This window comes from Kitasatospora sp. NPDC056327, assembly GCF_042261735.1.
Classification (GTDB): domain Bacteria; phylum Actinomycetota; class Actinomycetes; order Streptomycetales; family Streptomycetaceae; genus Kitasatospora.
Map to the genome: position 1 here is coordinate 1 of NZ_JBHJRC010000392.1, position 6622 is coordinate 6622.

The following is a 6622-nucleotide window of genomic DNA, read 5'->3' on the forward strand; positions in this document are numbered from 1 at the left end:
CCACCCGGCCCCGGCGATCCCGCTGTTCGACCGCCCCTGTGCGCCCGCGCCGCGCCGCCCACCGCGGCGGCGTCGGCCCACCGCTCCCCCACCGCGCTTCCCCCGAACCGGACTTCGCACGTCACGGCACCCGGGAGCCGGTGGCACCCCGTCAGGTCGCACGCCCCACCCCGGTCTCGAAACGATCCCCCGACACCGGCGCCCCGGGCCGGGCGGGGGACCGGCGGGCGGGGGCACCAGGCGGGGCCCGGGGGCACCGGGCGGGGCCGCACCGGCGGGCCGGGGGGCGAGTCGACGCGGTGCCGGGCAACGGTCGACGCTGCGCCGACACCGCGGGCCGCCGTCCTGGCATGCTCGCTCCAGGGCAGGGCCGCCGCCCCACCGGCGGCCGCCCGGTTCCTCCCCCCGTGCCGACCGGGGCGGCGCGGGGGGGCAGTCGTGGGGCGGCGGGTACGGCGCGGCACGGAGGGGGAACCCGCCGCTCCGGCCGCTCCGCACCGGGAACCGCCCGTGGTACCTTCGCGGCGGCCTGCACCACGACCCGTGCGGCGACGGGCCGCACGGCGACCTGCGCGACGGCCTACGCGGTGACCTTGGCGAGGAACGCCGAGAGATTGGCCACCGTACGGTCGATCCGCTCCGCCACGGTGAGCGACTCGTGGAGCCTGGTGCCGACCTCCTTCCTGCCGCGCACGTAGAGCGAGCAGGCGAGATCCGCGCACATGTAGGCACCGACCGAGTTGCCCTGCTTCCCCGCCCGGCCCGCCCGGGGAGCGACCAGCAGGGAGACTCCCCCGGTGTGGGTGGTCACGCAGAGCGAGCAGATGCTGCGCCGGGCCTGCCAGGCCCCGGCGCCACTGGCCCGCAGGGCGACCCCGACCGGCCGGCCGTCGAACACGGTGACGAGGTAGGCGCGGTCGGGGGCCTGCGGGTCGCGCCAGCCCAGGAAGTCCAGGTCGTCCCAGGGGCGTTCGGCCAGGTCGCGCGGAACGTTCAGCCGCGACGCCTCACCCTTGGTGCAGTTCACGAAGGCGGCGCGGATCTCGGGTTCGGTCAACGGCTTCATAGGATCCAAAGTAAATTACCTAGGACTCCTAGGCAAATGTATGATGAGCCCAGGCGAGCGAGAGGACGGACATGGCACGCGTGGGACTGAACGCCGAACGCCTCACCCGGGCGGGGGCGGAACTCGCCGACACGGTGGGCTTCGACAAGGTGACCGTCTCCGCGCTCGCGCGGCAGTTCGGCGTCAGGGACGCGAGCCTCTACTCCCACGTCAGGAACTCCCGGGACCTCAAGACCCGGATCGCCCTGCTCGCCCTGGAGGAGCTCGCCGACCGGGCGGCCGCCGCCCTGGCCGGCCGGGCCGGGAGGGACGCCCTCGCCGCGTTCGCCGACGCCTACCGCGACTACGCGCGCGAACACCCCGGCCGCTACGCCGCCGCCCGGTTCGAGCTCGACCCGGAGACCGCCCGCAACAGCGCCGGCGCCCGCCACGCGCAGATGACCAGGGCCGTCCTGCGCGGCTACGACCTCGCCGAACCCGACGAGACCGACGCCGTCCGCCTGCTCGGCAGCACCTTCCACGGCTACGTCGCCCTCGAACAGGCAGGCTCCTTCCAGCACACCCCGCGCACCACCGACCACACCTGGCCGCGCATCATCGACGCCCTGGACGCCCTCCTGCGGAACTGGCCCGCCGCCCGCTGAGCCGTTCGCCCCGGCAGGCCGCGCAGGCCGGGCAGGAACCTGGGGCGTGTCCGCCGCCGACAGCTTCAGGCGCGTTCGCCCCGGCGCGCCGGGCGGGAACGGCGGACGGGTGTGCGGCCCCGGCGCGCCGGGCACCGTTCCGGACCGGCCGCGGAGGCGGGCGGATGATCGGCGGACCCGCGGTCCGTTCGCCGGCCGCACGGCCACCGGCGCCTCGCGCCCCCACCACGGCAACGTCGCCGGGGCTGCCGTCCCAGGGGGGCGGGGGCGGGCGTACCCCGGCGCCGCGGCCCGGACGGCGCTCCGCAGGACCCTACCCGGCCGTGGCCGGCGGCCTCCCGCCGCCGGGACGGGCAACCGATCGGTGTCGACGGCCCGGACGGTCCCGGACGGTCCCGGGGAGCGCCGGGATCGCACCGGCCCGCGCCCGCGAGCCGTCAGGGCCCCGCCGGTGCCTGCGCGCCCCCGGCCGCGGTGGTCGCGAAGCGCCGGCGGTAGTCGGTGGGCGTGGTGTCCAGGTGCCGGGCGAAGGCGCGGCGCAGCGTCTCGTCGCTGCCCAGCCCGCTGTGCCGGGCAGCGGCGGTGACGCTGTGACCGTCGAGGAGGAGCTGCTGCGCGCGGTCCAGCCGCACCCGTTCGACCCAGCGGGCGGGGGTGGTGTCCAGCCCGGTGCGGAAGAGCCGGGTCAGGTGACGGGTGCTGACGGCGGCGGTGGCGGCCATCGCGGGCAGGCTGTGGTCGGCGGCCGGATCGGCGAGGACGGCCTCGGTGAGCGTGCGCAGCAGGTCGCCGCGGGCCGGCGGGGTGGCGAGCGCGGTGGAGAACTGGGACTGGCCGCCGGGGCGCTGCATGAACACCACGAGTTCGCGGGCGATCTCCCGGGCCGCGCCGGCGCCGTGGTCGTGCTCGACCAGCGCGAGGGCGAGGTCGATGCCCGCGCTGATGCCCGCGCCGGTGTGGAAGCGGCCGTCCCGCACGTGGAGGGCGTCCGGTTCGACCCGCACCCGGGGGTGACGACGGGCCAGGGTGGCGGCGTGCCGCCAGTGGGTGGTGACGCGGCGGCCGTCGAGCAGGCCGAGCGCGGCGAGGACGAAGGCGCCGCTGCACACCGAGGCCACCCGCCGGGCCCGGCCGGCGAGGGCACCCGCGGCGCCGAGCAGTGCCTCGTCGGGGCCCTCCTCCGCGAGGTGCTCGGCCCCGGCGATCACCAGGGTGTCGACGGCGCCGGCGGCGTCCGGCGGGACGGTGCCCGCCAGTGCCACGCCGTTGGAGGCGGTGACGGTGCCGCCGTGCGGGGAGACCAGCACGGTCCCGTAGGGATCGCCGAACCGGCCCGCCTGGTGGAAGACCTCCAGGGGGCCGCTGACGTCGAGCAGGGTCACGGCGTCGAACACGAGGAAGGCCACCCGGCCGGTCATGTCCGGATCCGTGGTGCGAACGGCTGAATGGACATGGCGCCAGCCTACGCCCCGGGGCGAGGGTGGAGGAGTCCACCGAGCGGCAGAGCGTCACAGACCGAACCGAGGAAGTCATCATGAGCGAGACGATCGCGGGCGTGCGGATCCCCGACAGCGCGCTGGCCCAGGAGGCCACCGAACTGGTCCGGGAGGCGGCCTCCCCGCTGCTGTTCGACCACTCCCGCCGGGTGTTCCTGTTCGGGGCGCTGCGCGGGGCCGAGCAGGAGCTGGACTTCGACCCCGAACTGCTCTACGTCGGGGCGATGTTCCACGACCTGGGGCTCACCGGGCGGTTCGCCCGCCGGGACCAGCGCTTCGAGATCGACGGCGCGGACGAGGCCCGCCGCTTCCTCCACGCCCACGGCATCACCGGCGAGGCGGCCGACCGGGTGTGGACCGCCGTCGCCCTGCACACCACCCCGGAGATCCCGCTGCACATGGCACCCGAGATCGCCCTGGTCACGCGCGGTGTGGAGCTGGACGTCCTCGGCATCGGCTACCACGCCGTCACCGACGAGGAGCGGGCCGCCGTCACCGCCGCGCACCCCCGGCCCGACTTCAAGAACCGGATCCTCGCCGCGTTCACCGAGGGCATCAGGGACCGGCCCGCCACCACCTTCGGCAACGTCAAGGCCGATGTCCTGGCGCACTTCGTGCCGGGCTTCGAGCGCGGCGACTTCGTCGAGGTGATCCGCGGCTCCGCCTGGGCGGAGTGACCGCGGGCACCCTGCGCGGGACCGCTTCCGGGCCCGGGCCGGGTGCCCGGGCCCGGTCCGGTTTGTCGGACCCCGGTGGCAGCATGGCGGGTGCGGGCCGGAACGGGCCGGCCCGGACGGGGGCGACGGAAAGAGGGGCGGGAAACGATGGGCTTCCTGGGGACGTGGTGTCTGCTGCCCATGCGGGCCGACGCCATCGCACGGTACGCGCCGGAGCTGCTGCCGGCCATCGAGGCGGAGGCGGCCTCGCCCGCCGCCGAGGCCTTCCTCCGGCGGTGGCGGGCGAGCGGGAGCACCGAGGAGGTCCGCCACGACGTGGTGGAGTCGGGCGCGCCGGCCGCGCTGGACGTGCGGATCGGCCGCGTCCACGAGGCCTGGGAGGAGGGCGGTGACGCCTCGCTGCCCTCGCTCGCCGTCTCCGTACGCGGCAGCCACCCTGCGGCGGCGCTGGCCTACGCCCTCGGGCCAGCCCGCTTCGGCGGCCTGCCGGGCTGGTTCGGGGACCTCGTGCTCACCCCCGAACAGGTCCGCCGGACGCTCCCGGCCGTCGAGTGCGCCTTCACCTGGACGGCCCGCGACCGGCACCGGGCCGCGGTACTGCTGGCCGCCGCCCTGCGGGACGAGGGCGACGCGTACGACATCGACACCCTCCTCGACGGCGTCCCCCCGGTCTGGCGGGCGGCGGCGGACGCCGGGCGGGGGCTGCTGGGCGCGCACTTCGTTCCCTGAGGACGGGCCGCCCCCGTACGTGCTCGCCCCGTACCTGCCGGCCCCGGGGGCACCCCGTCCCCGGACGCGCCGCCGCCCGCGCGGCGGGACAATGCGGGAGGGCGGCGCCGCAGGAGGTGGCCGTGGGAGGGAGGCCCCGGAGGAGGTGGCCGTGGACCCGACCCGCGCGACCACCGTGGCCCTGGTGACGAGCCGCGCCGGGCTGGAGTACGACGACGACCTGCCCCTCGTCACCGGCGCGCTGGCCGCCCACGGGCTGACGGCGGAACCGGTCCGCTGGGACGCGCCGGGGACGGCGTGGGAACGGTTCGGCGGCGCGGTCGTCCGCTCGGTCTGGGACTACGTCGAGCGGATCGACGCGTTCCTGTCCTGGGCCGACCGCACCGCCCGCGTCACCCGGCTCTGGAACCCGGCGCCCCTGATCCGCTGGAACAGCGACAAGCACTACCTGCGCGAGCTCGCCCGGCAAGGGGTGCCCGTCGTCCCGACCCGATTCCTGGCGCCCGGGGCCCCGTTCGACCCGCGCGACCTCGACGGGGCGGACGGCGTCGTGGTCAAACCGGCGGTCTCCGCGGGCGCGCTGGACACCGCCCGGTACGAGCGGGGCGCGCACGCCGAGGCCGCCCGGCACGTCCGGATGCTGCTGGAGCGGGGCCGCGCGGCGATGGTCCAGCCGTACCTGCCCCGGGTGGCGGAGGGCGAGCGGGCGCTGGTCCTCCTCGACGGCGTCCTCAGCCACGCCGTCCGCAAGGAGCCGCTGCTCACCGAGCCCGGCGTGATCGACAACGACCGGATGCCGCACCCCGGCCTCGCGCCGTACCGGCCGTCCGGTGCGGAGGTCCGCACCGCGCTGGCCGCCCTCGCGGCCCTGCCCCGGCGGACGGTCGCCCGACCGCCCGCCCCGCTCTTCGCCCGGGTGGACCTGGTGCTCGGCGCCACCGGGGAACCCCTGGTCCTGGAGCTGGAACTCGTCGAACCGAACCTCTTCCTGACCACCGACCCCGGCGCCCCGGCCCGCTTCGCCGAGGCGGTCGCGGCCCGCGCGGCGGCACCCCGCCGACCCCACCCCCGGACAGCGCCGTGACAACGGCCCCGGCGGTCACCGGGCCCGCCGCACGCAGCCGCGGACGGCCTCCGCCGCCGCGTGGAACACCCGGCCGCCGTGCGGGGAGGCGCAGCGCGGCTCCAGGAGGAAGGCGATCCGCCGGAGTGCGTCGACCGGGTGCCCGCCTCCGCCGTTCGCCCGGCGCCGGCGCCCGGCCCGGGCCCGTGCGCACGCATGGGCACCCCGACGCGGGGCAGGCGCAGGCCATGGGGACCACACACGTCGAAACGGAACGTAAGTACCACGGAACCGCGCTGCCGGAACGGCTCGACCTCGTGGCGGGCGTCGCCTCGGTGGAGCGGGCCGACCGGCAGGCGCTCGACGCCGTCTACTACGACACCCCGGACCTGCGGCTGCTGCGCCGGCACATCACCCTGCGCCGGCGCACCGGGGGCGAGGACGCCGGCTGGCACCTCAAGCTGCCGGTCGCCGCCGACGCGCGCCGGGAGATCGCCCTGCCGCTGACCGCGGGCGGCCCGCAGGACGTCCCGGACGAGTTCGCCCGGCTCCTGACCGCCTACACGCGTGACGCCGGACTCGGGCCGGTCGCCCATCTGCGCACCCGCCGGGCCCGGCTGCTGCTGCGGGACGACCGCGGCGACCCGCTCGCGGAGATCACCGAGGACCGGGTCGCGGCCCAGGTCCTGGGCGCCCTGCCGACCGGCGGAGGGGCGGCGGCCGGCGGCGGGGAGGCGGCCGGCGGCGGGGAGGCGGCCGGCCCCGGGAGCCGTGCGGAGGTCAGCGGCTGGACGGAGTTCGAGGTCGAGCTGGACGGCGCCGGGACGTCCCTGCTGGACCGGCTGGAGACCGCGTTCACCGAGGCGGGGCTGGTGCGCTCGCCCTGGTCGTCGAAGCTCGCGCACGCGATCGGCGTCGACGGCGGCCACGGCTGCCCGGGGCCGGCC

At 77.2% G+C, this 6622-nt stretch carries 7 protein-coding genes; 5 read left to right on the forward strand and 2 right to left on the reverse strand.

Annotated elements, in window-relative coordinates; translation table 11 throughout:
• Positions 1–580 precede the first annotated feature (580 nt).
• Entirely contained in the window at positions 581–1066 is a 486-nt protein-coding gene (locus ACFCX4_RS33605) for an FBP domain-containing protein (RefSeq protein ID WP_376150810.1), read from the reverse strand.
• A gap of 71 nt (positions 1067–1137) precedes the next feature.
• On the opposite strand from ACFCX4_RS33605, the gene ACFCX4_RS33610 reads away from it, so the two are divergent.
• On the forward strand, positions 1138–1710 hold the full coding sequence (locus ACFCX4_RS33610) for a TetR/AcrR family transcriptional regulator (protein WP_376150812.1): 573 nt from the start codon (positions 1138–1140) through the stop codon (positions 1708–1710).
• 437 nt (positions 1711–2147) lie between these two features.
• On the opposite strand, the gene ACFCX4_RS33615 is transcribed toward ACFCX4_RS33610, so the two are convergent.
• On the reverse strand, positions 2148–3128 hold the full coding sequence (locus ACFCX4_RS33615) for a GlxA family transcriptional regulator (protein WP_376150814.1): 981 nt from the start codon (positions 3126–3128) through the stop codon (positions 2148–2150).
• A 116-nt stretch (positions 3129–3244) separates the two neighbouring features.
• Here ACFCX4_RS33615 and ACFCX4_RS33620 point away from each other — a divergent pair, with 116 nt between their 5' ends.
• The 4 genes from ACFCX4_RS33620 to ACFCX4_RS33635 all read left to right on the forward strand — a co-directional run.
• Entirely contained in the window at positions 3245–3883 is a 639-nt protein-coding gene (locus ACFCX4_RS33620; protein ID WP_376150816.1) for an HD domain-containing protein, read from the forward strand.
• 180 nt (positions 3884–4063) lie between these two features.
• Complete coding sequence (locus ACFCX4_RS33625; protein WP_376150818.1) at positions 4064–4612, forward strand: hypothetical protein; 549 nt, start codon at positions 4064–4066, stop codon at positions 4610–4612.
• 151 nt (positions 4613–4763) lie between these two features.
• Positions 4764–5696 (forward strand): RimK family alpha-L-glutamate ligase, encoded by a 933-nt coding sequence (locus ACFCX4_RS33630; protein ID WP_376150820.1) that lies wholly within the window; start codon positions 4764–4766, stop codon positions 5694–5696.
• 227 nt (positions 5697–5923) lie between these two features.
• The coding region (locus ACFCX4_RS33635) for a CYTH domain-containing protein (RefSeq protein WP_376150822.1) at positions 5924–6622 on the forward strand (699 nt) is incomplete at its 3' end.

Bases quoted from the DNA above. Each gene is read 5' to 3' on its own strand.
- ACFCX4_RS33605 (WP_376150810.1), bottom strand. From the start codon at position 1,066: ATGAAGCCGTTGACCGAACCCGAGATCCGCGCCGCCTTCGTGAACTGC.
- ACFCX4_RS33610 (WP_376150812.1), top strand. From the start codon at position 1,138: ATGGCACGCGTGGGACTGAACGCCGAACGCCTCACCCGGGCGGGGGCG.
- ACFCX4_RS33615 (WP_376150814.1), bottom strand. From the start codon at position 3,128: ATGACCGGCCGGGTGGCCTTCCTCGTGTTCGACGCCGTGACCCTGCTC.
- ACFCX4_RS33620 (WP_376150816.1), top strand. From the start codon at position 3,245: ATGAGCGAGACGATCGCGGGCGTGCGGATCCCCGACAGCGCGCTGGCC.
- ACFCX4_RS33625 (WP_376150818.1), top strand. From the start codon at position 4,064: ATGCGGGCCGACGCCATCGCACGGTACGCGCCGGAGCTGCTGCCGGCC.